General features: G+C 44.7%; 25 protein-coding genes. 9 read left to right on the top strand and 16 right to left on the bottom strand.

Going from position 1 to position 23,340, the window contains the following annotated elements; translation table 11 throughout:
• Positions 1-105: 105 nt before the first annotated feature.
• Positions 106-1,230, bottom strand: coding sequence for a Gfo/Idh/MocA family protein (locus AB4Z30_RS00330; protein WP_441922170.1), 1,125 nt, complete (start codon positions 1,228-1,230; stop codon positions 106-108).
• Positions 1,231-1,410: 180 nt separating this feature from the next.
• On the opposite strand from AB4Z30_RS00330, the gene AB4Z30_RS00325 reads away from it, so the two are divergent.
• Complete coding sequence (locus AB4Z30_RS00325) at positions 1,411-2,229, top strand: AraC family transcriptional regulator (RefSeq protein ID WP_441922168.1); 819 nt, start codon at positions 1,411-1,413, stop codon at positions 2,227-2,229.
• Positions 2,230-2,353: 124 nt separating this feature from the next.
• Here AB4Z30_RS00325 and AB4Z30_RS00320 read toward each other — a convergent pair whose 3' ends face one another.
• Positions 2,354-2,668: a hypothetical protein gene (locus tag AB4Z30_RS00320; RefSeq protein ID WP_441922166.1), complete on the bottom strand. Its 315-nt coding sequence runs from the start codon at positions 2,666-2,668 to the stop codon at positions 2,354-2,356.
• A 59-nt stretch (positions 2,669-2,727) separates the two neighbouring features.
• Positions 2,728-3,666 (bottom strand): Gfo/Idh/MocA family protein, encoded by a 939-nt coding sequence (locus AB4Z30_RS00315; RefSeq protein ID WP_441922827.1) that lies wholly within the window; start codon positions 3,664-3,666, stop codon positions 2,728-2,730.
• Between the two features lie 235 nt (positions 3,667-3,901).
• Between AB4Z30_RS00315 and AB4Z30_RS00310 the strand changes: the two genes are divergently transcribed.
• On the top strand, positions 3,902-4,513 hold the full coding sequence (locus tag AB4Z30_RS00310) for a TVP38/TMEM64 family protein (RefSeq protein WP_441922164.1): 612 nt from the start codon (positions 3,902-3,904) through the stop codon (positions 4,511-4,513).
• A gap of 247 nt (positions 4,514-4,760) precedes the next feature.
• The gene (gene msrA / locus AB4Z30_RS00305; RefSeq protein ID WP_441922825.1) at positions 4,761-5,723 is read left to right on the top strand and encodes a peptide-methionine (S)-S-oxide reductase MsrA; all 963 of its coding nucleotides are present in this window, start codon (positions 4,761-4,763) and stop codon (positions 5,721-5,723) included.
• A 199-nt stretch (positions 5,724-5,922) separates the two neighbouring features.
• On the opposite strand, the gene AB4Z30_RS00300 is transcribed toward msrA, so the two are convergent.
• The 3 genes from AB4Z30_RS00300 to AB4Z30_RS00290 form a co-directional block, all read right to left on the bottom strand.
• Positions 5,923-7,161 (bottom strand): MFS transporter, encoded by a 1,239-nt coding sequence (locus tag AB4Z30_RS00300; RefSeq protein WP_441922162.1) that lies wholly within the window; start codon positions 7,159-7,161, stop codon positions 5,923-5,925.
• Positions 7,162-7,239: 78 nt separating this feature from the next.
• Positions 7,240-7,833: a TetR family transcriptional regulator C-terminal domain-containing protein gene (locus tag AB4Z30_RS00295; protein ID WP_441922823.1), complete on the bottom strand. Its 594-nt coding sequence runs from the start codon at positions 7,831-7,833 to the stop codon at positions 7,240-7,242.
• 176 nt (positions 7,834-8,009) lie between these two features.
• Positions 8,010-8,810, bottom strand: a complete 801-nt coding sequence (locus AB4Z30_RS00290) for a lipid II flippase Amj family protein (RefSeq protein WP_441922160.1) — start codon at positions 8,808-8,810, stop codon at positions 8,010-8,012.
• A 177-nt stretch (positions 8,811-8,987) separates the two neighbouring features.
• Here AB4Z30_RS00290 and AB4Z30_RS00285 point away from each other — a divergent pair, with 177 nt between their 5' ends.
• Positions 8,988-9,476: a DUF2188 domain-containing protein gene (locus AB4Z30_RS00285; protein ID WP_441922158.1), complete on the top strand. Its 489-nt coding sequence runs from the start codon at positions 8,988-8,990 to the stop codon at positions 9,474-9,476.
• Positions 9,477-9,675: 199 nt separating this feature from the next.
• Here the strand turns inward: AB4Z30_RS00285 and AB4Z30_RS00280 are convergent, their stop codons facing one another.
• The gene (locus AB4Z30_RS00280; protein ID WP_441922156.1) at positions 9,676-10,404 is read right to left on the bottom strand and encodes a YitT family protein; all 729 of its coding nucleotides are present in this window, start codon (positions 10,402-10,404) and stop codon (positions 9,676-9,678) included.
• 900 nt (positions 10,405-11,304) lie between these two features.
• Here AB4Z30_RS00280 and AB4Z30_RS00275 point away from each other — a divergent pair.
• The 4 genes from AB4Z30_RS00275 (at position 11,305) to cysK (ending at position 14,825) form a co-directional block, all read left to right on the top strand.
• The gene (locus tag AB4Z30_RS00275; RefSeq protein WP_441922154.1) at positions 11,305-12,342 is read left to right on the top strand and encodes a nucleotide-binding protein; all 1,038 of its coding nucleotides are present in this window, start codon (positions 11,305-11,307) and stop codon (positions 12,340-12,342) included.
• Positions 12,339-12,572: a hypothetical protein gene (locus AB4Z30_RS00270; protein WP_441922152.1), complete on the top strand. Its 234-nt coding sequence runs from the start codon at positions 12,339-12,341 to the stop codon at positions 12,570-12,572. The genes AB4Z30_RS00275 and AB4Z30_RS00270 overlap by 4 nt, the downstream gene beginning before the upstream one ends.
• A 675-nt stretch (positions 12,573-13,247) precedes the next feature.
• Entirely contained in the window at positions 13,248-13,634 is a 387-nt protein-coding gene (locus tag AB4Z30_RS00265) for a hypothetical protein (RefSeq protein ID WP_441922150.1), read from the top strand.
• Between the two features lie 216 nt (positions 13,635-13,850).
• Positions 13,851-14,825: a cysteine synthase A gene (gene cysK / locus AB4Z30_RS00260; protein WP_441922148.1), complete on the top strand. Its 975-nt coding sequence runs from the start codon at positions 13,851-13,853 to the stop codon at positions 14,823-14,825.
• Between the two features lie 173 nt (positions 14,826-14,998).
• On the opposite strand, the gene AB4Z30_RS00255 is transcribed toward cysK, so the two are convergent.
• The gene (locus AB4Z30_RS00255; RefSeq protein WP_441922146.1) at positions 14,999-16,981 is read right to left on the bottom strand and encodes an ATP-dependent DNA helicase; all 1,983 of its coding nucleotides are present in this window, start codon (positions 16,979-16,981) and stop codon (positions 14,999-15,001) included.
• 670 nt (positions 16,982-17,651) lie between these two features.
• Between AB4Z30_RS00255 and AB4Z30_RS00250 the strand changes: the two genes are divergently transcribed.
• Entirely contained in the window at positions 17,652-18,872 is a 1,221-nt protein-coding gene (locus tag AB4Z30_RS00250) for a right-handed parallel beta-helix repeat-containing protein (protein WP_441922821.1), read from the top strand.
• Between the two features lie 135 nt (positions 18,873-19,007).
• Here the strand turns inward: AB4Z30_RS00250 and AB4Z30_RS00245 are convergent, their stop codons facing one another.
• From AB4Z30_RS00245 to AB4Z30_RS00210, 8 genes are all read right to left on the bottom strand, one after another.
• Entirely contained in the window at positions 19,008-19,289 is a 282-nt protein-coding gene (locus AB4Z30_RS00245) for a DUF6809 family protein (protein WP_441922144.1), read from the bottom strand.
• Between the two features lie 126 nt (positions 19,290-19,415).
• On the bottom strand, positions 19,416-20,084 hold the full coding sequence (locus tag AB4Z30_RS00240) for a pentapeptide repeat-containing protein (RefSeq protein ID WP_441922142.1): 669 nt from the start codon (positions 20,082-20,084) through the stop codon (positions 19,416-19,418).
• A gap of 256 nt (positions 20,085-20,340) precedes the next feature.
• On the bottom strand, positions 20,341-20,847 hold the full coding sequence (locus AB4Z30_RS00235; RefSeq protein ID WP_441922140.1) for an SUKH-4 family immunity protein: 507 nt from the start codon (positions 20,845-20,847) through the stop codon (positions 20,341-20,343).
• Positions 20,848-20,994: 147 nt separating this feature from the next.
• Positions 20,995-21,339 carry a hypothetical protein gene (locus AB4Z30_RS00230; protein ID WP_441922138.1) on the bottom strand — a complete coding sequence of 115 codons (345 nt, stop codon included), beginning with the start codon at positions 21,337-21,339 and terminating at the stop codon, positions 20,995-20,997.
• 66 nt (positions 21,340-21,405) lie between these two features.
• Complete coding sequence (locus tag AB4Z30_RS00225) at positions 21,406-21,894, bottom strand: hypothetical protein (RefSeq protein WP_441922136.1); 489 nt, start codon at positions 21,892-21,894, stop codon at positions 21,406-21,408.
• 145 nt (positions 21,895-22,039) lie between these two features.
• Positions 22,040-22,234, bottom strand: coding sequence for an RNA 2'-phosphotransferase (locus AB4Z30_RS00220; RefSeq protein WP_441922134.1), 195 nt, complete (start codon positions 22,232-22,234; stop codon positions 22,040-22,042).
• Positions 22,235-22,478: 244 nt separating this feature from the next.
• Positions 22,479-22,859 (bottom strand): ribonuclease toxin immunity protein CdiI, encoded by a 381-nt coding sequence (gene cdiI, locus AB4Z30_RS00215; protein WP_441922132.1) that lies wholly within the window; start codon positions 22,857-22,859, stop codon positions 22,479-22,481.
• Complete coding sequence (locus AB4Z30_RS00210; RefSeq protein ID WP_441922130.1) at positions 22,856-23,311, bottom strand: hypothetical protein; 456 nt, start codon at positions 23,309-23,311, stop codon at positions 22,856-22,858. Before AB4Z30_RS00210 ends, cdiI begins: the two co-directional genes overlap by 4 nt.
• Between the last annotated feature and the right edge of the window lie 29 nt (positions 23,312-23,340).

Below are 23,340 nucleotides of genomic sequence, written 5' to 3'. Positions count from 1 at the left end.
TTCCGTTCTCATGCTTGTTTAGTTATTGTGGAAAAAGAAGCATGATTCTATCCCGAAAATTAACTTATGAATCATGGATCTTCAAACTTGAAATTCGATTATCCATTAATGAGATTCAACTGTTTCGTTTTCGGACTGATTGGCATCGGTTGTTACAACGCTGTCATAGGTGCTCTCCAGATGAATGTGCTTGCCTTCAAGAGAAGAACGCTGAAATGCATGCATGGCCTCAAGCACATGATATGCCAGCTTGCCGCTTGCTTTATGCTGGCGTCCGGCACGAATGGACTCCACCATCTCGGTCAAACCGATTCCTCTCTCGTTGTGGCCACTTTCGAAAGCTGGTTGGACCGTCTCCCATGTATCTTGACCATAACGGCGAAGCTTGACTTCACCATTAAAAAAGTTAGGGTCAGGTACACTAAGCGTGCCTGCCGTACCATAGATTTCGATACGAGGCAGGTCAGAAGCCCCACGGATATCAAAGCTTGTAATCATCGTTACAATGGCTCCATCCGCAAAATCAATCGTTCCAGCCAGATGGGTCGGTGTTTCTACACGAAGTGTAGTGCCCTCTTTGGGACCTGAGCCAACCTTGCGATCAGCAATCTGAATGCCTGCGGACGCACTGATCCGGCGGATCGGGCCAAGCAGCGTGATGAGAGCCGTCAAATAATATGGCCCCATGTCAAACATTGGCCCGCCCCCTGCCGTGTAAAAAAACTCAGGATCAGGATGCCACGCCTCCGGCCCCCCGCCCATAAAGAAGGAAGTAGCCGCAATTGGCTTGCCAATCAAACCTTCTTCAATGGCTTTGCGAGCCGTCTGAATGCCTGAGCCAAGGAACGTATCCGGCGCAGAGCCAACGTAAAGTCCCTTTTTCTCGGCGAGCTCGACTACTTTGCGTCCATCTTCCAGCGAAATGGCCAGCGGTTTCTCGGCATACACATGCTTGCCTGCCTCCAGAGCAGCCAGATCAGTCATCGCGTGACTGCCCGGAATCGTCAGGTTCAGCACAAGCTCAATCTCGTCATTTTGTAACAACTCATCTACATTGTAAACGTTTGCGATATTAAATTCATCTGCCCGTTCCTGAGCACGCTCACGGATCAGGTCAGCGACCGCCACAACCTCGATATAAGGATTGGTTTTAAGATTTTCTAAGTAAATGGCACTGATATTGCCGCAGCCGATGATGCCTGCTTTCATTTTCTCAACGATGATGTTCATCTCCTTACGCATATAAGAGATATGTTCAGATGTTTAAAATGCTTGTTGAAACCATAGTTTGTTTATGTTGCTCAACTCTAAGTCTATGGTATTCTGTTTGCGCTTCAATTAAAATGAATAATATGATTGAAACATGAACTATCTGGTCATAATTTTAGATTCCACACAAGGAGTATGCGTATGCCAACAGACTTTTCCTGCCAAGTTCTTACAGCTGGTTTTTCATTTCATCGTAAACCCTACAGCATGGTACAACCGGACGGAGTGAAAAATTACTTGATGCGACTGCAAACGGATGGACGTTGCCGTGCACGGATTGATGGCTCCATGTCCATGATTGACGCAGGAGACTTGCTTCTTTTTGACCCGGATGAGCCTTATGAACTGAGAATAGATAATGAGTACAATCCAATGGGGGAACGCCTTGTGGAAAGTGGGGACTACCATATTTTCTTCAATGGTTCCTGGGTGGATGAATGGTGGAAACAACATAAACGGCCGACTCGAATCAAGGTCGAATTGTCGGAGAGCCTGTTAACTCTATTCAGACAGTTGATTCTGGAGCAACGTCGCCTTTCCAATCCTTACCCCGAGATTTCGAGTTATTACATGCGTATACTATGTCTGGAAGTGGATCGATTGTTAGCAGAGCATCCAACCCATACGAAAACCAATTATGTTGCTTATGAAATTAAAAATTATATCGAGGAAAATGCTTCTTCTCTATTTAAATTGGAGGATGTAGCAACGCATCTGGGCATTAGCGTCTCACGAGGGGTGCATCTTTTTAAAGAAACGTTTGGCAAAAGCATTATGCAATATACGCTCGATGTAAGGCTTAATATGGCCAGAGAACGGATTATTTTTAGTCCAATGACCTTGGAACAAGTCTCTGAATCCTCCGGCTTCAATAACTATACATACTTCCATCGAGTATTCCGTTCCCGGTTTGGCATGTCGCCAAAGGAATTCCGCCTGATTCACCGGGAACAGATGTAACGATGTCGTTGATATGAGAGTGTAACTATTTTTACGAATCCACTTGAGTTCTAATCGCTTAAATGTTGTTGAACGTCGAATGTGTATACCGAGCTGGTGATGCTATAGTATACGTATAACGAACTTATTTGCGCGCGGCGATGGCCTCGGACACCACCATAGCGAGGTCTTCGTTGCCAAACATGGACAGCACACCAAGCACCGTATCGTCAGGAATGTCACCGGCTTCCTCTTTGGATACAATCAGCTTCTGCACTTGTTGCAAACGCTCATTGCTTTGCTGATCGGGATACGCCTGCCGATACATCTCTTCCGGATCAAGTCCGTTATTCACACACCACTGAGCAAAGACCAGGATCATCATCTCTTCTTCCTGCTTGTAAGACTCAATGACAGCTTCCTCAATTTGTTTGTTGCGTTCTTTCTGATATTCATCCATGTGATATCGCACTCCTTCACCTTCTGCATTCATTTGGGTCGGTCTGGGTCAGGTTCAAGCTATTCCTTGGTCAGCTGTTCAGCCAGCTCATGGCTGTCCATAACATAACTCGCACTGATCTGGCAGTCATCCGGTGTATCGAGGCATGCTAGGAAATGATCTACGGCTCCAGCAAAACCTCTGCGTGTCAGCACCATATCCCAGCTTCCAAACGTCTCCTTCGTCTCCAGTTTCCCCTGTTCTGTATAATAAGCCGTATCCATATTCACAACTTCTACTGATCTTCCTCCGCCGTGCATCTCTACCTTCTCTAGATCAGCCCCTGCGGCACGAATCATTTCGAACCGAGCAAGTGCAGTTTTTTCTTGCTTGGCTGTTCCAGCCGCATGTAGCAACCGCCCTTGATCATCTTGGCGAAGCCACTGGTGCACAAGTTGCACATCGTTATCTGCGTACCATAACATCAGATCGAGCATATGAATGAGATCATCGTAGATGGTCTCGGCGGCTGGGCGATCTTGTAAACCTGTGCGATGTTTGGTCAGGGAGAGTGTTTCGTAACCTTTTCCCGCCTGCATCCATTCTTTTGCCTTTTGATACATCGGTGCGAACCTGCGGTTGAATCCAACAGCGAGCAGCAATCCCTGTGCCTCTGCAAATGCAGTCATCTCTTCCGACTCCCGGAGGGTGTAGGATAATGGCTTGTCTACATAAACCGCCAGTCCCCGCTCTAGGCAAGCCATCACAATCTCAAAATGGGCTTCCGTTGCCGTATGTACAAACACCGCATCCAAATCCCAAGACAGCAGCTCTTTCAGTTCGGTTGTGCCCCGCTCAATGCGATGCGCCTGTCCGATTTCCTTTACAGGTTCAGGTGAGCGGTTCATGATGCCAACGACCTCCACACGTGGGTGGGCAGTGAGCAGTGGCAAATATACTTTACGTGCGATTCCTCCGAGTCCGATCATTGCAATTCGGGTACGCTTGATCGTTTCCATGATGAGCATTCCACCTTCAGCTATATTCATTCGTCAGCCTTCATTTGTAATTCGGCCTATGACTTTCTTCGTCCTATAGTGTAACCTCTCCGTCTCCAACTTGCCAGTGATCAGTAAGAAAGAAGGTCTAATGATTATTCATACCCCGGCCTGACGTGGTAAACTTATAAAGTATGGCAGAACCGGACGGGACCGGGTGTCCCTACGGATCTGAACTGAAAGGAGCGTTTGGCTTTTGCGAAAATGGTTATGGCTCCTCGTTTATGTTTTACTTGCCGGAGTCACGTTTATTTACAGATATGAACTGCTGAGATGGGCCGATGACCATCAGTCCATTCCGCTTTTACTTGCCATGGCAACACTTTTTGCCCTCGTACCTGTTATTCCATACAAGATTGTTATTATTGCCTTTGGATACAGTTATGGCATAACCATGGCAGCATGGATCTGCTGGCTAGGCACATCGCTGGCGGCGATGCTTGTCTATGCAGGAGCAAGAACGATTTTTAGGCAGCAGGCTCGGGGCTACCTTGAACGCATTCGTGGCTTGAACCGTTTTACCGCATGGATGGAGGCGCACCCGTTCATGGGCGTGATGACGATGCGTTTGCTGCCCGTTGTGCCTCAGATGGCCGTTAATATCTATGCAGGTATTACGTATACCCCCTTCTGGGTATTTATGGCCGCAACAGCGATTGGCAAAATGCCTGCAATCTTGGTTTTTGCATACGCAGGTGCACAGGCTGGCTCATCGATTTGGCTGAGTTTGGGTATACTGGGCGGATACTTGATCGTTATGGCTATGATCTTGCTCTTATTCCGTTACCGATCACGTAAAAAAGCTTGAATATCCACCAGCACTCATATTACCTGATTCATGCTTGCTTGCGCGATCCCRCTTGGTTGACTTGACCTTTCGGGATATAATAGAAGAGCAAGCCAAATATTTATATTTAGAAATTTAAATATAACGATGATCGTTGGAGCACATTCTCGAACTGGAGCAGATGTCTTGGAGCTAACGCATGCAACAAAGCAGAGCGACAGTTCAAATGCAGGCGCCAGATCTTCGTCAGAAATGGAGTGAATATAGCATGGAACAACAGTCATTGGAAAAAGCAACATTTGCAGGCGGATGCTTCTGGTGTATGGTATCCCCTTTTGAAGAACTCCCCGGTATTCATAAGATCGTTTCGGGTTATACAGGTGGACATACCGAGAATCCTACCTATGAGGAAGTATGCTCGGAAACAACTGGTCATGTGGAGGCGGTACAGATCACGTTTGATCCGTCTATTTTTCCATACGAGAAACTCGTTGAGCTCTTCTGGCAGCAGATTGACCCAACAGATGCAGGCGGACAGTTCCATGACCGCGGATCATCTTATCAGACGGCCATCTTCTACCACAGTGAGGAGCAGCGCCAGATCGCTGAAGCTTCCAAAGCTGCGCTGGAGCAGAGCGGACGTTTTGACAAACCCATCTTTACTCCAATCCTACCTGCCAAACCGTTCTATGAAGCAGAAGATCATCATCAGAACTATCACCGCAAGAACCCTGCTCACTACAAACGTTATAGCAAAGGCTCTGGTCGTCAGGATTTCATTGAGCGTAACTGGTCGGGTAATGTGGACAAAAGCGGACTGAAGCAGGTTCTGACTCCACTGCAATATGAGGTCACACAGAACAGTGCCACGGAACCAGCGTTCCAGAATGAATTCTGGGACCATCACGGGGATGGTATCTATGTGGATATCGTTTCTGGGGAGCCGCTGTTCAGTTCTACTGACAAATACGATTCAGGTTGCGGTTGGCCAAGCTTCACTCGTCCACTTCGGGACTACAATGTGAAGGAAAAAACAGATCTTAGCCATTTCATGATTCGTACCGAAGTTCGTAGCCGTGAAGGGGATTCCCACCTGGGGCATGTATTCCCGGATGGCCCTACGGAAGCAGGCGGTTTGCGTTATTGCATCAATTCTGCGGCACTTCGTTTTGTACCCAAAGAGGATTTGCAAAAAGAAGGATACGGCGAATATCGCGTTCTGTTTGAATAATGTATCTCTAAAAACAGCGAAGAGCAACGGGACTAACCCGCTGCTCTTCTGCTGTTTTTAGAGATGTAAACTTGCTTATCATTTTCTTAAAACGATAACTAACTACTGAAAGGTGATTAACTTAGCTTCGAACAAGAAAGAAATGAATCTAATTTTAACACATTTCCATCCTCATCAAATTTTTAATTACATGACAAGCTCAGTTATATAACGCCTCCTCCACCTTGTTCTGCTTGTCATCTTCTACCGTGATCTCATCATCGTTAAACTGTATTCTTAATCCCGGAATCATACTCAGAAGCATAATAGTCACCGAGATCACGTACACGATAAGAAGGGATGTATGATTCATGATCACACCAGCCAGTGAAGAACCAATCAGCATCGTTCCCATAAATAATGGCGTAATGGTTCCATTCACCCGGCCAATGACGTGCTCATCAATCCGACTGACCATATAGGAAGAGATAATAATATTTATAAAAGCAAGGCTAATGGAACTAAGGAAGGTCAGCCCCAACGTCAACCAAAGCCAACTAGATAAAACTTCGCCCAGCATCGTTACTGCGAGACAGAGCAGTCCAAGCATCAAGGTCTTCGTTTGATTTAACTTGCCACTGACAGTCGCGGCAAATACCCCGCCAATCAGCAAGCCAAGCCCAGATGCTCCTGACAGATACTGAAGTGCAGTCTGCTCCAGTCCCAAACGATCTGTAATGAGGAAGATCGCGAGCGGATTAATAAGACCCGCAGAAAGACCTACACAAGCAAACACCAGACCTAACATTTTGAGTGAACGGGATCGACTGACATACTGCCATCCCTCTTTGATCTCAGCTAATAAAGAAGTTCCGGTTTCACGCTTGGTAGCATCCTTGGGCAGAAACGCTAGCAGTATAGCGGAAGCAATAAACAATATTAGCAAAACCATCATGGATGTCTGAATGCCCATGGCAGTATAGATAAAGGTACCTACAACTGGCCCTAAAATAAGGAAAAGGGAGTTTGCGCTTTGCGTTACGGCGATCGCCGACTGTACATGTTCCATTTTTACATTCCTTCTAACAATCTTGACCGATGAGGGCTGAGAAAACTGACTGACAATTGAGGAAACCAGTGTTGCAGCATAAAGAATCTGCCAGTATCCTGAGCTTAAAATGACAATAATCATCACAATCGACAAGGCACTGAGTATATCCCCTATAATCATCGTACGTTTTGGATTCCAGCGATCAGCGAGTGCACCGCCAATAATGGAGAACACGAAGATTGGAGCATACTCTAATACCGTGATAAGGGAAATTGCAACCGGATTGCCTTGCGTCTGATCCATAATATAGTAGAGGATTGCCATATTTCGTATCCATATCGCGAGGTTCTGCAGCAAGTCTGAGCCGGTAATGATAAGAAAAGCTCTGTTTCTTAATAACGTACTCATATTCCATCCCCTTTTAAACCGACTGTCCGGTTTATTGGTGTTTAAAAAGAAAAACTGATATTACATCAGTTTTTCTCGTTAACGTTGCTCAATCCCAGTCAGCAGACTGCTTATCCCGATATGGTATAGACGGCGGATTTCATCCAGATCTTTCTCGAAATAAAGAGTACTGAGTCCGCTAAAAAGACCGTAGATAATATGCATCATGTCCTGTGGGTTACCCTGTTTTAATTCACCAGCTTCAATGCCTTCAGAAATAATACGTTCATATGTTGCATAAGGAATTCGGATCAGCGAAAGCATTTCATCCATCATTTCTTTACTAACGATCTGACCCGAGACAAATTCGTTAATGGCATGATTTAGCGGATTCGCCATGTCATCCACGTAGTGATCGGACAGTCCGTACAACTTCTCAATAGCGGTCTTATATAGTTCTTCTTTCTCAAGCCATTCATTCATCCAGTCTTCGTTGTTCAGCTTGATGAGGTACATAAACAGCTCCTCTTTGCTTTTGAAGTGATAATAGATGCTGCCTTTACTTCGATTGTTGATCGTGCATATGTCTTCCATCGAAGTGGCCCCATATCCCTTCTGGGCAAAAAGCTCCTTGGTGTTACGTGCGATATCTTTCTTGATCTGAGCAACGTCTTTTCTCCGTTTGACTTCGATAACCACACCCTCCTCAACTAAACCGACTATTCGGTCTAATAATATCATAACCCATTTTTTTCTGTCAATGGATAAGAGTCAGGCATCCCTGCTCAATGATTAGTGAGAATGAGGAGATTCCTGACTCTGCTAGTTTGCGAGTATCCAGAACGTTATGTCAAATAATCAGTACAGCGCTACATCATACTTACGATCCAGCCAATCCAGTAGGCCAGAGGAATCAACAGTAGCTGCGCCACCAGTGTGCCAAAAAGGCGGGAAATTAACATGCAGCCGTAAATCTGGTTCATGCGATTAAGTCTGATCTCGCCGCGTAACGATCGGTCACTGAGCAGTGAAATTCGAGGGTCAACCAGAATCGTAAGTAAAATGGTGGCCATGCCATTAATCAATCCAGTCGATTGGGATGCAGCAACGGCCTGCGCCGGATACAAATAAGCTGCGTATAAACTGGATAACACACCTGTGGTATAGATGGCAGTCACCGCTACATTGAGCAGCATTAACCGCCTTGGCATGCCGTGTTGTACCAAACGTTTGGCCATCTCCAAGGATGGCGGAGTGATGTAATACATTGCATTACGAAGCTTACTCCGCTTCAGAAGGTGCCGCACCATGCCAGGAATGGAACCCGCCGCTTCAAAATGCACAACCAATCTGGATGAGAGCTTTACCATCGTCGGAAAACAGAGTATAGCTAATGCCGTCCCTAGCGTTGCTGCCCCCATCAACCAATGAAGTTGCGCTGCAAAATGCGGATTGGCTCCACGAGTCGCGGCATCCACAAGACTACCGATCATGGGACCTTGGGCCATATTAGACGTGCGGGAAACGAGCAGCAAAATGCCTGCGAGGGATATTGCCAGTGCAATTCGACGAGTACGCAACCCGCCAAGACGAAGTGCATACGACAAGCTATCTGTAGCATGGATCAGCATCGTGAACACCATCGGAAGAGCAAGACTTAGACTGAACATATGTACGTTCTCCTTTATATTGGTTCTTATGTTTGATTTTATCCAATAAGGTCTCCACGTATTATAGACCCTGTGCTGGCAAAAGTATAGAAAAGAGGTGAGAACTGGTTTTACGTTTATCTGACTTTCCTGAGGGTAATATACGACTAACCCATACTATTTCAGGAGGGATTGCTTATGCCTTGGAATCAACATGATTACCCGGTATCCATGAAAAATCTGAAGCCGCGCATCCGGCACAAAGCCATCGAAATTGCGAACGCTCTGCTTGATGAGGGTTCTGAGGAAGGACGGGCAATTGCTATTGCAACGGCCAAAGCAGAGGAATGGGATGAAAACCATCCTGATGATAAGGCTTCAGACTCCAATTCATCTTCTCGCACATCATCATCAAAAAAACATAAAGACTCCCGACCTGCGGAATCTACCTCTCGGGATCGGCGCCACTCCGAACCTGTCTCTTCATCCAAGAGCCATCACAACATTCACGTTGTACCAGCAGAATCGGGCTGGGCCATTAAACAAGAAGGCACATCCGATTACCATTCCACCTATGATACCAAAGCGGAAGCTGTAGATGCTGCCAAAGCTTTGAGCAACAAACAGCATATTCGAGCCATCATCCATAATCAGGATGGACAGATTGCCCGTTCATTTAAGTCGTAATACCCTATTCTTTTGTTAATAAGCATCTTTTTCTTAATCCGCTGTCTACATGTATAACAAAAAATCCCTCTTGCTGCAGAGTCTGCAGGCAAAAGGGATTTCCTCTCCAAATCAAAGCTTGCTTCAAACCAGTCAAAGCTTGATAAAGCTCGAATACTTTTTATGCCATATAAGCCATGGGTTTTTCTGAACTGCCTGTTCAATGCGTTACACCTTGTGCCACGGAAGTCCGTGTTGTAGCCACATTGACCGCTTTGGCGGCAACGGCGGGAATCGGCAACTTCACAGCCGATGTCGTCACAACCGTACCACGGGCCGGAATGCTGACCACATACGTAATCATTTTGCTGGCAATCCATACAGCCAGAATTGTATATAAAGTTTCTTTTACCGGAAGAAAGAAGAGTGACAATCCCAGAACGAATGCATCACTGACAAAGAAAACCGTTCCCAGCTTCCATCCCTTCCAGCGACTGACGAGCACAGCGAGAATATCGTCTCCACCTGTCGCTCCACCAAAGCGAAGCACAATTCCCGCACCAATTCCAGTCAATACACCGGACAGTACTGCAGGAATCCACAGGTTTCCGTTAAAATTCATCACCACTGTGGAATAACGCTCAAAGCCGTCGTAGAATAGGGAAAATGCACCCACACCAAGCAGAGCTTGGATCATGAATTTCCAGCCTTTAAGGAACCAGGCCAAGATCATGACAGGAATGTCGAGCAGCAACATGCCGATTGCCGGCGATAAACCCGTTGCATATTTTCCGAGCAGGGCCAGACCGACAAATCCGCCCTCCGATAAATGATTCTGAAAGTTAATGTGATAATAAGCAAATGCCAAAATAAATGTACCAAGCAACATAATTGCAAACTTGATCGCTTCTGTCTTAACGTGTTGTACGGTTAACGATGTTCTCTTCATACAGGTTCCCTCGCAGTTTGTAGTTGGTTTTTTAGACCGACCGTACCCTGCATAAGGTAAGCCTGGAAGAAATCATCGTGTACGTCCTTCGAATATTCATCCCAATCCCCTCTTTCGCAGAGTCAGCCGTTTTTTTGAACCGGTTGGTTTACTCTACAAGGGGCGCTATGTGTATGAGAGATCGTAACGTTTCCAGATTGTCCTTGGGGAGATTGTCCTTCGGGGACTCATGGTATCCTGATCCTTTCTGTGTGTTGTGGTTAGCTGTGCTTGGTTAAATTGAAAAATAAATGATGCAGATACTTGAACAGGTCACTTTACACTTGCCACTCCGATTGCAGTACCCTCTTTCGATCGCTGTTATCCCCGGATTTTTTTGATTCCTTTTTTCCAAAGGAAAAATCCTGTGATAAAGGCGAACGCTTCGCTTCTACAGATGGGTTCTGCACTCTTCGTTAACGTGTAAAAATGAAGGCCCAACTTAAAGCATCGAAATTTAATTCAATTTAAACACCAAAGCTAACTTGCTTGTACTTCTATTATATAACACCAATGTGACTGGGTCTAAACAAGCAACCCAGCAAAAACACGCATAAAGCAGCCTCTGAACCGCTCCAGTCGTCATACAGGCACACAGGCACAAGCAATGCTTGAGAATGGTGCTACCTGCTCCTTTATTCTATGACCGAAGCCTTCAAATATAACAGTGCAGTCACCCAACTGTGACAATTACGGGCCTTTTTTTATTTTCTGGTCGTTTGCAAGGGAATCCTTTTCCTTACGCACATACACTATAGCGAACGGTATCGCCAATACAATTCAAACGTTTCCAGACTTACTCTGCTTTTTATGGTATAATATAACAATTGAATCCCATTACCGTTTAAGCGAGGCGGATTGATGAAAACGTTAAAGCCAAGAGTCTTTATTGGCTGCTCGCTGGAAGCGAAGCCGATTGCAGCCGCTGTACACGAAAACTTGCGTTTTTCAGCCGAAGTTACCCCGTGGTACTCGGGGGTATTTAATCCAAGTAGTTATACCATGGATGATCTGGAAGCCGAGGTGCGCACAACGGATTTTGCCATTTTCATCTTCCATCCGGATGACATATCCAAAATTCGCGGGAAGTACTACGCATCGGTTCGGGATAATACAATGCTTGAAATGGGTCTATTTATGGGCCGTCTGGGACGAAAGCGTATTTTTTTTATTCTTCCTGAAGATATTACGGACATTAAGGATGCTGCAAAAATCGAAGGACTGCGGATGCCCACCGATCTGCTCGGATTGAATCCGCTGGTATATGAGATTCGTTCTGACGGAAAGTGGGCCCCAGCCGTATCCGTCGCCTGCTCCAAGATCGCTGACAGCATCGAAGAACAAGGACGCTGGAGTGATCCCGAAGCCGAGCGTATTATAGAGAATCATAAACGCTCTGAAGATCAAGCACGCTTACAGTTATTCAAACTGCTGCGCTTCTTTAGGGAATTGCTGCGCACACGCAAAGCAGATGACCAGATGTTAGAACGCATGAGTGATGCACTGCGAAGTGCCTTTGTCTCGTGTCCTCCATTTACTGTCCGCGGCACCGCGATCTATCGTACAGATGGTAATGGTTATATTGAGCAATTATGTGGAAATGTTGGAGAACCGGGCAGAAAATACAACTTGTCCGCGAATGATGACAAACCGCCGGATGATCCTAAACGTATTCTCGTTGTCGATTCATATCAAGAAAACAAAATCAAAGTAAATCTGTACGACGATTACCTTGAGAAAGAGTATCTGCTATGCTATCCTGTAGCCAAGAGGTATGTAATTACCGTTCACATTATTGGTCATATTGAAGCGGATGAGGCGGTGTTTCAGCACATTGACTTGCAAAATCGTCAACTGTTTAACGCCATCAACGATCTGTTAGGAGGCGAACCGGAATGAGACCGGACATGAAAAAAATAAGCAAGCGCTGGGGCAGCGAAAAGAAAGTTCGCCTTAGTTCTGCGCCTGATTCATCACGACCGGTTCCGGAATCCAAGGAAGAAGACCGTTTCCACAAACCGGCCGTACCGCTCACTACAATAGGCCCATCACTAAAGGGCAAAGAGCGTCCCTACAAGGTCATTTTAGAAAAAGAGGCGTACTATGAGAAACCTCAATATCTTGCTTAACTTTGGCAACAAATTCACTGAACTATAGCTCCAACAGAGAACTATACTTTCATCCGATTTTTCACTTGATTTCTACGCTTGATGCATACACATTCCCTTCATACTACCGCTGTAACGGTAGCATGTTACCAGGCCCGCCGCCTATGGCTGGGCTTTTTGTTTGTTTTCTACTAATTTCTAAATCCTTATTACATTTGAAACAATGGATTTTGACCAAGCGGCCACTGCTTCTGACCTTAGGTTCCCTGCAAAACCCATAAATTATACCTAAATTTTGGATCAAGCTTGTCCTTTTTTACTGATACCTACAAATTCCTGAAGCTTACATTTATACTTTAGCCCTCAAACCTTAAACTTTAAACCTCAATGTTCAGAGTTTAACTCAACCTTTAGTCTCTAAACATCCCCTCTCACCACCACATACTCTATATCACAAATCGCACAATTTTTTATTGCAACATATCTTATTAGTTCTTCAGTGACAACAACCGCAAAACTTCTTTACCATATACCGATAATAAAGCAGGATGCCAGTATCATCATCCATACTCTAAATTCCCCTTCCCATTATTTCCCGGTTGTATAACGTATCTCTATTGCATATATTGATTATAATATAGGAACACATGTTCTGTAAACATAAAATTCCAATTATAGCCTAAGGAAGTGAATTGCATGACATCCTCTTTTACTTCCGCCCCCTCTCCTTCCGATGAAGATCATCGCCTGATCAAAGGGATGGTCGTGCGCACGCTTTTGCTGGATGTACTGGAACGGGATATTCGAACGCTGGATACGCTGCTCCTGAAAATGCCGGAGGTCTATATTTTGTCCCTCACTCGCATTCAGAATGAGGTTCTTAAGGAAATGCTGGAGCTGCGCAAACAGATGAGGAACCGCGGAGTGAAAGTTCTGGAGGAAACACGGGAAAAGGAAGGCATCGAAACCGTTTATTTGTGCAGGGGATATACGCAACAGTTCTATATGCTCTGGACATTTGCACGCAATGAGGTCAAAAAAGAGCTGAGCCGCCACCTGAAGATGGATCTGACACAAACCTGAGTTCGTTTGGTTTTCAAGGTATGAGTTGCAACCTGTTTTCAAAACAATATTGTAAAGGGAAGCACTGCCGAATCCCAGCGCTTCACTCGAATGATGATTTTGAACAGCTTGACCATTGCCAGCCGTGTTCATTAAGATGGAGAAGACATAACCCACCATTCCAATCTGGGAAACGGATATGTCCTCAATGTCTCTTCAATCAAGGAGCTGTACTTTATGGATATAAGATCAAATTCGCATTTACCTTCACTTTCAAAAAATAATACAAAGTCACATCCGCTCGTAGCAGCAGATGTAACCGAGTTGATCGGTCAGACCCCCGCGGTTCGGCTCAGCCGTCTTACAGGCAGTGACTCTGCTGACGTGTTCGTCAAGCTGGAGTATTTCAATCCAAGCGGCAGCGTCAAGGATCGTGCCGCCTACAATCTGATCGCTCAGGCTGAACGAGATGGATTGCTGCAACCTGGGGCAACCATTATCGAACCGACCAGCGGTAATACCGGGATTGGCCTCGCGATGAATGCTGCGGCCAAAGGATACAAAGCGATCCTCATCATGCCGGACAATATGTCCAAGGAACGTATCAACATTTTGAAGGCTTACGGTGCAGAGGTTGTACTTACGCCTGCTGCGGAGCGGATGCCTGGAGCCATTCGCAAAGCGAAGGAGCTTCAGGCCGACCTGCCGGGCAGCTTCATTCCGCAGCAGTTTGAGAATCAGGCGAATCCGGATGTACACCGGATCACGACCGCGCCCGAGATTATGCAGCAGATGGATGGCAGGCTAGACGCCTTCATCGCTACGGCCGGAACCGGCGGCACGATCACCGGAACGGGCGAACAGCTGCGCAAGCAGCTTCCCGCCCTCCGCATCTATGCAGTGGAGCCGCAAGGTTCCCCGGTGCTCTCCGGTGGCGAGCCCGGACCTCACAAGCTCGTCGGTACAAGTCCGGGCTTCATCCCGGACATCTTGAATACCGACGTATGGGATGCCATCATCCAGGTGTCCGATGAGGACGCACTGGATACGATGCGGCAGCTTGCTGCCCGGGAAGGGCTGCTGCTCGGCCCTTCCTCTGGCGCTTCGGTGTGGGCCGCCCTTCGCATCGCGAAGGAACTGGGGCCGGGGCACCGGGTGCTCTGCATTGCGCCGGATACCGGGGAACGGTATCTGAGCATGGGTATTTTTTAACAAAGAGCTAGGGCACGGAACTAACAAAGCTGGACAACACAAAAAGTCCTTGCTTCCCTACGAATGTTTAATTCGCAGAGAACAAGGACTTTGTGAAGGCAAATATCACTTTTGAAAAAAATGTGAAAACATGAAGAAGGATATCCGCTATCCTCTATAACATCCAGCACTAATTAGTGTGTCAGGGTTGTCCATTCTACACCTTCGGGGAGCAGAGCCGCAATACGGTCTTTGGCATCCTTTTTGGTATATAGCGATTCATCCAGAATAACCGCAGAACCGGAATCCGTGCTTGTCCGAATCAGACGTCCAAGACCTTGCTTCACACGCAAGAGCATATACGGAAGATCGATCTCTTCGTAAGGTGCTGCCGAGGCGCTACGTTTCGCATTGAAGACAGGGTCTTGTGGCGGATACGGAAGCGACCAGATCATCACGTTGGATAACGATGGTCCTGGAACGTCCAGACCTTCCCACAGATTGACAGAGCACAGCACACTTTCCTCATCCTGCTGGAACGCTGCAATCAGGTCACTGATCTCTCTGTCTCCCTCGTACATAAAGCGTAATCCTTCTGCTTCAGGGACATGAACGATGTCCTGCTTGAACGCACGTAATTCTTCCATTGTACGGAACAGAATCAGCGCACGACCGCCACTCTCCTGAAGCAGAGCAACTGCGTCACGAAGCCGATTTTCGTTCTCCGCTTGACCCGGTGCGGCTTGTTCAGCAATCTTCATCTGCATTTTGTCCGCATAGTCATAAGGAGAAGCAACCGAGAACGATACAAAATCGTCGATCCCCAGACTGTCCGCCACATAACGGAATGAACTATCCACAGACAGCGTTGCCGAGGAAAATACAATGGGAATGCCAGTGTTGAACACACGCTCGTTCAGAATTTCTTTTACCGTACGCGGCATGATCGACAACGTGGTCTCTTCCTCGCTCTCTTCCGCCCAACAGATGTAACCATCTTCCTTCCGGAACAAAGACAATGCCGTCTGGATCATATCGAGATGTTCTTCCACGACACGCATCTGATACCCGTCCAGTGAGAATAATCCACTCTCAAATACCAGCTCTTCGCCGATTGCATCAAGCACACTGTTCAATCGTTCGATCTCTTGCAACAGCGGCGCTTCTACCCGAACTTCCTTCCGCTCCGAGCCGGGAATCGCCACCGTATACGTATCCAGCAGGCGGAACAATTGCTCACTGCTCTCAATTGCTTCATCTACACGCTCGGCAAGGGTTTCACGAATCTCCCCTTCGAGCAGACGTGTGACCAGTTCCTCGAAGATGCGGTGTTTCAATTTGTAGCTCAGTGCGTTCAGTGCGGCTTCTTCCAGCAAATGCCCTTCATCAAATACCACCGAGCTGTGGTCAGGCAACAATGGCAGTTGTCCTTCACGCTTGCGCGCATCATAAGTCCATACATGCTCCATGTAGTAGTCATGGGAACAGATGATGATGTCTTTGGAACGACGGTAATGATCACGCGACAGTGTCAGGCCGCAACGTTGTCTTTTTGGACACACAAAACAATCCTGGAACGGGTCCCAGTTAATCTTGTTCCACTGGCGGTCGTTCAGATGCGGATACTGTTTACGGTCACCATACGGATGGAAAGCCTGAAGTGTACCCGGCGTGTTCACAAAATCCGGCAGACTCTCATGCACTTCTTCAATGACAGGCGCATCTTCATCTGCAAATCGCATCGCACTTAATTTGTTCAAACAGACATATTGGTCTGGTGATTTACCAAGACGTGCATCTACTTGCAAGTCCAGATGTTCAGCAAGCTTCGCAATATCTCCGCCCGGCTTCACCAGCTGTTCAATCAAAGACTCATCGGCACAGGCGATCACCGCCGGTTTGCCCGTATAACGTGCATAACAGACCGCGTAGAGCAGATAAACAAGTGTTTTACCTGTTCCTACGCCGGCCTCGGCCATAATCGTCTTTTTATCTCCATAGGCCCGTTCGAGCTGGTACGCCATAAAAATCTGTTCGTCCCGTACCTCGAAGCCGGACTCTGGCAAAATATCATAAAACACATCGGCAACCCACTCTCCCAGACGGGATACAAAAGGTTCAGCCGGATCATATGCAAAAGGGTAACGTTGTGTAGACAATCCTGGGTCAGCCTCCATTCTTAGACGCGGTCCTCTTTCATTCATTTTCCGTTCAAAAAAGGCCGCAGGGCAAAATTTAATTATCGCATGTGATGAGGTAAGTGACAAGCTTTTTTTCACTTTACTAATTTCTAAAGCTTGCATGAAGGCAAAATATAGTCAAATCTAGCATCAGAAAGGGAAATTTACTATATATCATTCTGCACCAGAAGAGTGTTCCTCAGACATTATATAAGAGTCACCCTACCCTTTTGCAATATGACGAAGTTCATTTCGGTGCATCAAAGGTATTTCTCATGTCTTTTGGTTGGAAAAGGGGAGCTTTCTACGTTCATTTCGGAGGATTGATCGTTAAATGGAGACTATCAACTGATGACAGGATTATATGCTGCCTGTAGATCAGACTGCGTTTGAAGGTTCAATGCCTGATGCACCCAGCTCTGAAGCTCATGTGATCAAATGATTATTGATGATAACGCTTACAACATTTACCATCAATATGTACCACACGAATTCCATATCCCATCTGACCAAGGAGGTCTACGTCATGAAATTATTCCCATCCACATCTACTCATGTCCATGCACAAACTGAACGTTCACTGAAATCGAAAATGGCCCATCTCTGTCTGAGCGCCGCGTTCCCTCTATTATTCATTGGGGGTGGATCGTCTGGTGCTGCCGAACTGATGGAGAGCAGCTTGCAAAACCCCTCGGAATCGGTGGCGGCTTCGAATATCACACTTGCTGCGGGTGATCTGTATGTATCTCCTGGCGGCTCTGCCAGCAATCCGGGGACCATCAACAGTCCAACGTCACTGGCTAACGCGCTGACTCAGATCGCACCGGGTAAAACGATCTATCTGCGCGGTGGTATCTACAGTTTCTCGGAGACGATAACGATCGAGCGTGGCAACAGCGGCACATCCTCGCAGCGTAAAAATCTGGTCGCCTACGGATCGGAAAAACCAGTCTTTGATTTCTCCGCTCAGACCTTCGCGTCCACCAGTCGCGGGCTACAGATGTTCGGCGACTACTGGCTCGTCAAGGGGCTTGAGGTGAAAGGTGCGGGCGATAACGGCATCTTCATCGGTGGCAGCTACAACCGCCTGGAACAGATCGAAGCTCACCATAACCGAGATACCGGCATTCAGATCGGACGTTATGCCTCTACCGCTGCCAAGAGCGAATGGCCTTCATATAACGAAGTGATTCGTTCTTACTCTCACAACAACTATGACCCGGATGACGGTGAGGATGCCGACGGTTTTGCCGCGAAGTTGACGGTAGGTCCAGGGAACGTATTCGACGGCTGCATTGCCGCCTATAACGTGGACGATGGATGGGATCTTTATAGCAAAACAGAGACAGGCGCCATCGGTGCCGTTACGATCCGTAACAGCATCGCCTACGGCAACGGCGCAACATCAGACGGAACATCGACTTCGAACAGTGATGGTAACGGCTTTAAGCTGGGCGGTGAGAAAATCGCCGTGAATCACATTGTGGAGAACAATATTGCATTTAATAACAAAAAACATGGCTTTACCTATAACAGCAATCCGGGTTCGATCCAGATGACCAACAACACCTCATGGAACAATGGACAAAGCAACTTTGCCTTTGATAAAGGCACCCATATCTTCACCAACAACCTGTCCTTCCAAAGCGGCGCCAGCGACAAAACCAGCGGAACCGATGTCAGCAGCACCAACGTCTGGTGGAAAAACAAAAAAAGCGTCAACGACAAAGGCCTGCTCGCCAGCGCAGCCGACTTTGTCTCCCTCGTGCCTTCGGTAACCCGTGCGGCAGATGGAATGCCTGTATTGGGTAACTTTCTGAAGCTTGCCGGTGGTAGTGATTTGATTGGGTCGGGAACGCCAGCAGGTAAGAATATTGGAGCGCGGTAGATATAAGTTGGTGAGTTAAAAAAATAAATCATAAAGCAAAGTCCCCTCCCCCATGCCAACCTGATCGGTGGTAATGGAGAAGGGGGTTTTTGAATTGCTGTGTATTGTCTGCCGGCTCATAAAGTAGATAGGTACTCACGGTTTGGCTAAAACCTCAATCATCAGTCTGCCGCCTGTCCGAAAACCTTGCTCAAAGGCCGCTTCCACATACATAGATGTGGACTGTCCGATTAAATCAATCAGTTGCTCCAAGGAATCGTATTCTGTAGCTGGGAGTTTTGTTTTGTAGTTTTGCATGATATCCGATATTTGGCTGTTAATTTTATGATACTCGGCCTGTTCGGGATGAATCGACTCGTCCAACCGTAGGTTCCCGTGAAACAAATCTTCGATCAGGTTTGACATGTTATCCTTCATGGTAAGGTCACCTCAAAAAAATTGTAACTCATAGGATGAGGTGAGATGGGAATTTAGCGGGAAATCCACTAGTATTTTTTCATTGAGTCAAAGTTAAAATTAAACTATGTCCCAAACACCAAACATCTATTCCTTACTCAAACTTTTATCCTGCAACCATTTTATAGCTTCTTCACCCAATAGGATATTTGGTTCTTCTAATGTCCCGATATTAATGCTTTTTATAAAGGCTTCTTCTATTCCCTGAAGTCCCGTTAATGTAGCTCCTTGTAGTAAAGTTTCTCTAAACGATGCCGAGCTGATATCTGCATGATTCATATTAGCATTGCGAAGATCTGTAAGATATAAGGAGCTAGAAATTAACATTGCATTTGTTAGATTCGTATTAATAAAAACGGACTCAGAAAGATCAGCTTTGGCGAACCTTGCACCTTGAGCATCTGCATCTGTAAAATTTGCATAAGATAAATCTGCCTTATAAAAGTCAGCATTTACTAAGTTGCTCTTAGTAAAACTCGACGAACATAACAACGATGATGACATGTCCATATGTTCCAGATTCATTCCATCAAAAGCGCATTCGGTCAAATAGGCTTGATCCAATGGATATCCTGACAGATCTATATGACGAAAATCTATTTCATCTAGGCCTAATTTCTCACCTTTCTCTCCAAGGGTTTCAATCCAAACTCGATGTGAATTTAATTGCTCTATCAGTTTTTGTTGGTTAGTTAATTTCATTGCTGCACCACCTTTATTATGGATACCAAATAACTCGTTCTTTAACCCCGGCATCTTCTACCGCCTTTTTAGCTCTTAGGTGTTACTTTAATCGTACTCATCCATGCTCACCGCTCATTTAATATAGGATAAAATCTATGTTAAAAGAAGTATAACGATGGGTTCATCCGTCCAACTTCCTAATTAGCTTCGTAAACCTACTCTCCTAATGCTATGTTTCCATACTACGGTCCTACACCCTAATTCCATTATCACAGCTCCACTTACTTCCTAGTTAGCTCCCTAATTTGGATTGTAGAAAGGTTAAACGTCACCACATTTCTTCATATTCTTCAACCTTTGTAAACCAATACCCTTCGCTATTCTGCATTGCTTCAGGATCAATTTTCTCAAGTTTTTTCCGCACTTCTTCCCCATACTTATTGCATTCTTCTACTTCTTTGAGATTATAATTCTTAGCTTCTTGAAATAAAATCAGATGGAACAAGAAAAAGGTTTTTAAATCACGATTCAGAAGAACGATATCCTTGTCTGATTCTTTTACTACCTTACCACTATGTAAATGTACATAAATTCCATCACATGTATAATCATGCGGTTCAAAAATACCTACTTGAATGTATATTTCATTGGAAATTATGCAAGTTTTAAATTCTTCCAATTCGAAAAAAGTAAAACATAGAAAACGGTTTGGAACACCTATTTGGCTCATAAAAATCGCATCACTATCTTTGAAGCCTTGTTTAATAAGAATATCATAGTTGTATAACCTGAAATCATCGTAATACTTCTTAATTTTTTCTATATTATATTCCATAGTGGCCTCCTCACTTCTCCATTCTTCTAAATGCAACAGATAAAACGATGTGATTCCCTGATTTTCTGTAACAACCTCAATAGCCACTGATAACTTATCATACGACTTGAAAGGCACAGGGTTATCAAGGTCTGTTCCACATAATAATTAAGACACAATAAAATCTTCTATTGAGATTATATTTCCATTATCATCATCAATATAAATGCCACGCGGAAAATTCTCTTGGGACAATATTTGTTTCATCAAATTTTCATTCGTATACGTCATCATTATAAATTGAGGGCAGGAAAATGGAATGCGTTCTACATCAACTTCTTCATAATCATTAATGATGTCTTCTGAACTTTCATAAAAAACATGATCGTCACCGTAATCTACAACAAATCTATTCTCAGCAAGATTAGTAGTTTTATTTTGACCGTAATGTTTCAGATTACGAATATGGTTAAGATTAAAGTCTTCATTGCCAATAAGAATTATCCATTGCACGAAGCATTTCCCTCCCATCTGATCCCCTCAAAAATCCTATTATTTGAATTCTTCGTTATTCCAAGACTACAGGTCTTTAATGTCGATCGGTTCTTTTTCCAAAAACCTAGTATACCATTCATCCAAAGGGAAATGAGCCACATTTGTTATATCTAATGAGAGCGGTTTAATCGAAAATGAGCCACCTCTTTCAATAACTTTAATTAAAAGTTCGTAAATATTTAAGTATTTATGGACAACTGGTAATTCATCTGCATACTTAGCTAGCTGTAAGTAATACTCCAATATACTTTGTACATACAAATTTTTGTTTAAAAACTTTACTGCTTCTGAACTACAATACATTGAAATCTCTATTTCATCCTCAACGTCACCCAGCAATTTTGCTATATTCGTAAAAGCTGGTGGTAGGGGTTTTAGCTGTTCCTCTTTAAAAAAAATAGCTAATCTTCTTAAAAACTCATAACCTAATTTAGAATCTTCATCAGTCACAATTGTTCCGATCTTATCCCAATGTATATTATTTATTTTTACTTTTGCACTCTCAAGATACACTTCGTTCACCTCATTCGTATTCGATATCTTTATTAAAATGTATGTTTCGTTGTGAATGATGGGGTCATTCGGCACTAGGTAGCCCCGCCAAAAATAAACCCTGAAAGGCATAAGGCCAATCAAGGTTAAATTAAATGAAATAAGCCTATTCTACAGAAATATATTGAGGTGGAACATAATCTGACAACCAAACTAAATTGTTGCCTTGGTAAAATTTCACCCCGTCATGTGAAGCATTACCTACCTGAATTTTTAATAGTATTGGATTTGAATCCTTGCGTTTTCCTACCATACTGGCTGTATTAGTATCAACCGACATATGAACATACTGTTTTGCCATTGGTTTAAGCCCCTCATTCATAATGCATTCAAATAAATGTCTGGATGTTCCATGAAAAAGGATTCACCCACCCTTCATGATCTAGCTCAAGTTCATATTCCCAAGGTGCATGTCGTAATGCATACGAAATTTCTTTGCTTAATTTTGATATGTCCAAATTTAATTGTCCTCCACCTTCGTACAACCATATGTTCCCTTCTGGTAACGTTAATGGTCTTATATATTACGTTTCACAATCAATAAGTTAAGAATGTGAACCCACTCTTTTTTTCACCACATCTAATAACTTATATATCTCCTGTCTAACTTCTGGACGTTCCTTCACGTACTTCTCACTGTAAATCAACAAATAATTATAAAATTCATCATACTCCATGACTGCCATTACAACTTCATCGTATGCTGGGGGCTCTCCGATAAAACATACTTTCTGATCACCAATGTACTCTTCTTCTTCTGGCGAATGATAGGATGAAAATTGTACCTCCAGTGGACCTGAACCATACCCATGTCTTTCGCGATCTCCAAAGTATGTTAAAGCTCTTGGAAAATCAATAATCCAGAAATAAGATTCAACTAATTGATCTATTTCGGCTTTCGTTGTCAGTGTTCTTCCATCGTTCATCCGAACAGAACCTCCGAGATCTCAGTACTTTTTTTATTGATCCAACCTACGGCTAATTCCGCGTCTTCTTTCAAGATAACACCTTTCTGGCTTTTATATTGAAAGTTCTCTTTTGCCCATAACAATAGGATCTTTACGTATTCTACCGTCTCAATTTCACATGTGCTGTCCTCTTCATCTTCTTCCACAAAGATATCTTCAAAAGTTGTAAAAGACTTGTCTGATCTTATTAAATTGACGTTCCCTCCACCTTCGTATAACGTTATTTTCCCTTTCAGTAATTCAATTAGGTTTGCAACCTCTTCTTGGATCGTGGAAAAATCTCCAAAAATATCTGATCCCAAAGAATTAGTAATTAGGTAACCATTCTTTAATGATGAATCAATGCCTAAGTCCAAGATAACTTCGTTGAAATCTTCTTTATATTCAATGGCATACCTATATTTAAACATGTTCGTATCTCCTATAAGTATGAATTCAT

Origin of the sequence: Paenibacillus sp. 2TAF8 (genome assembly GCF_052114825.1) — a bacterium.
Classification (GTDB): Bacteria; Bacillota; Bacilli; order Paenibacillales; family Paenibacillaceae; genus Paenibacillus.
This window is presented reverse-complemented; position numbering and strand designations above follow the sequence as displayed.